This window comes from Erythrobacter sp., from assembly GCF_039988855.1.
Classification (GTDB): Bacteria; Pseudomonadota; Alphaproteobacteria; order Sphingomonadales; family Sphingomonadaceae; genus Erythrobacter.
On the sequence record NZ_JBDXIY010000014.1, the window covers coordinates 1 to 3,200 of the forward strand.

Annotated in this window: 2 protein-coding genes; both read right to left on the reverse strand. The window is 50.2% G+C overall.

Features of this window, described 5'->3' with window-relative positions; all coding sequences use genetic code 11:
* Positions 1–128: 30S ribosomal protein S2 (locus tag ABJ205_RS02945; RefSeq protein WP_348509999.1), on the reverse strand; the 128-nt coding region annotated here is incomplete at its 3' end.
* Positions 129–295: 167 nt separating this feature from the next.
* The coding region (dnaE, locus tag ABJ205_RS02950; protein ID WP_348509998.1) for a DNA polymerase III subunit alpha at positions 296–3,200 on the reverse strand (2,905 nt) is incomplete at its 5' end.

The following is a 3,200-nucleotide window of genomic DNA, read 5'->3' on the forward strand; positions in this document are numbered from 1 at the left end:
ATGATGTGAATGTTATTGCGTGAGCCGAAGAGAAACTTCTCAACGCGGGGGTTCCAACGGTGTGTTTGGTGACCAAAGTGAACGCCTGCTTCGAGCAATTGACGCATAGAAAAATCTGGCAGTGCCATGGTGGCCTACTCCTTTTATTCGGTTTGTCCTCCACGAGCCCTATGTTCTCACCGAATGGAACCGTAACGAATACGGCACCTGGCTCGTGTGTGTGATGGCGCGGTGGTTACAGGGGAATCGCACCTAATGCAAGCAAAAACGACGATAAATCCGCAGGCAGTGCGAATTATTGTAAGCGCGCGTCCACAATGCCAGGCATTTGTTTGATCGCTTTAGCAATTTTCGGCGTCAATACGTAGCGATTCCGCAACTTTACTTCGACCTCGCGCCCACTCTTATCATCAAGGATAATCAAGCTCACCTCACCGCCGCGTCCGCCCTGTTCCGGCGACAATTGATTGGCGATATATGCAAGTGGTTTATCGTCTCGCACGAAGATGTTGAGCGCGCCTTGGAAACCGGATGCGGCCTTATCCAATGGCTCAACACTGTTGATGCGAACATTGACACCTTCTGGTCGGTCTTCGGCTGCAACAATTATCACGACGGACGATCCCGCTTCAAGATTATCGCGGTGTCTTTCTAATGTTTCTGAAAAACAGACGGCTTCGAATTGTCCCGACGGGTCAGAAATCTGTAGAATCGCCATTTTGTTGCCGGTGCGGGTCGTGCGTTCTTGCTTGCTGATAATGGTGCCCGCAATTTTGCCGACGGGTGAGCCGCGTTTGACGTTTTCTTCAAACACATTCCATGGTTTGACGCCGAGTTTCTGCAGAAGCTCCAAATGCTCATCAAGTGGATGGGCGCTGAGATAAAAGCCGATGGATGATTGTTCGCGTGATAGCCGCTCAGACGGTTCAAAGTCTGGCAACGGTTTCAAGCGCACAGGTTCAGGGCCACTGACGGCGGAGAACATGTCATTTTGACCGCTCTGTTTGGCCTGATGTTCGCGGGTGGCGAGTGCGACGATTTGCTCGAGCGAATCCAATACTTGGGCGCGGTTATCAACCAGACAATCAAAAGCGCCCGCACATACGAGGTTTTCGAGCAATCGTTTGTTGACTGATTTCGGGTCTAATCGGTGCGCGAAATCAGCGAGGTCTTTGAAGCCCTCTTCAGGACGAACGGCAATAACGTCCGCGACCGCTTGGTGGCCAACACCCTTCACGGCTGTAAGGGCATAATAAATGGTTTCGCCATCAACATCGAACTCTACTTGGCTCTTATTGATGTTTGGAATTTCCACATTAAAACCAAGGCGTTCGGCCTCTCTCTTAAAGTCGTTGAGTTTGTCCGTGTTGCCCATATCCAAAGTCATGGTCGCGGCCAAGAATTCAACGGGATAGTTGGCTTTCAAATACGCAGTTTGATAGGCGACCAGCGCATAGGCTGCTGCGTGTGATTTGTTGAAGCCGTAACTCGCGAATTTTGCAAGGAGATCGAAAATCTCATTGGCTTTGGATTTCGCTAGCCCACGCTCTACAGACCGTTCCACGAATGGAATGCGTTGCTCTTCCATGACTGCTTTAATCTTCTTACCCATAGCGCGGCGCAAAACGTCTGCTTCGCCGAGGGAGTAACCAGCAAGTTCCTGCGCGATCTGCATCACTTGTTCTTGGTAGATGATGACGCCTTGGGTTTCTTTGAGGTACTTCTCAATGCGCGGGTGGATGAAGTCAGGTTCTTCTTCGCCGTGTTTTCTGGCGTTATACACTGGAATATTGTCCATCGGACCCGGTCGATAAAGCGCAACCAAGGCGATGATGTCTTCAAACACATCGGGCTTCATGCCTAAAAGTGCTTTCCGCATCCCTTGGCTTTCCAACTGGAACACGCCAACAGATTCGCCGCGAGAGAGCATTTCGTAAGTTTTCGCGTCATCAAGTGGGAGAGCTGCAAGATCAATTTCGACGTTGCGCTTAGCCAGAAGATCAACGGCCTTTTGCAAAACTGTCAGCGTTTTAAGGCCCAAGAAGTCAAATTTGACAAGACCCGCCTGCTCTACCCATTTCATATTGAATTGGGTAACGGGCATATCTGAGCGCGGATCACGGTAAAGCGGGACCAATTCTTCAAGCGAGCGATCACCAATCACGATACCCGCTGCGTGGGTGGATGCGTGACGATAAAGGCCTTCAAGCTTCAAGGATGTTGTAATCAGACGATCAACAACTTCCTCTTCCTTGCGGGCTTCTTGTAGTTTAGGCTCCCCGTCTACGGCTTCTTTAAGCGTTACGGGGTTGGCTGGATTACTTGGTACGAGCTTACAAAGGCGGTCAACCTGCCCATAAGGCATTTGCAGAACCCGCCCCACATCGCGCAATACGGCGCGCGCTTGCAGCGAACCAAAGGTGATGATTTGCGCCACTTGCTCACGGCCATAACGTTCTTGGACGTATTTGATAACTTCATCACGGCGATCTTGACAAAAGTCGATATCAAAATCGGGCATTGAGATACGTTCAGGATTGAGGAAACGTTCAAAAAGCAGCGAAAAGCGCAGCGGATCGAGATCCGTAATGGTGAGTGCCCATGCAACCACCGACCCCGCACCAGAACCACGGCCTGGTCCGACGGGGATGTTTTTCGATTTTGCCCATTTGATGAAGTCGGCAACGATGAGGAAGTAGCCGGGGAATTTCATGTTCTCGATCACATCGAGTTCAAAATTGATCCGATCAAAATATTCTTGCTCCGTGCGATCAGGTGCAAGACCGTGAAACTCTAGCCGTGCTTTCAACTCTTCTATTGCTTGATCACGCAAAACTTTAGCTTCTGCGGCAACAGCTTCATCACCCTCAAGACCTTCCGCTGCGAACAATGGCAAGATTGGATCACGCATGAGCGCACGCACATGGCAGCGTTGGGCAATCTCATAGGTGTTGTTGATGGCTTCTGGAAGATCACTAAAGAGCGCGACCATTTCATCGCTTGATTTGAAATAGCACGAATTGGACAGACGCCTGCGATCGTCCATAGAGACGACTGCACCTTGCGATATGCAGATCAACGCATCGTGGGCATCATAATCATCTTGTTTTTCGAAAAACGGTTCGTTGGTGGCAACAATCGGAATGTCATGCTTATAGGCGATATCGAGTAGTTTAGGTTCCCGCTTGTCTTCGCCTTCT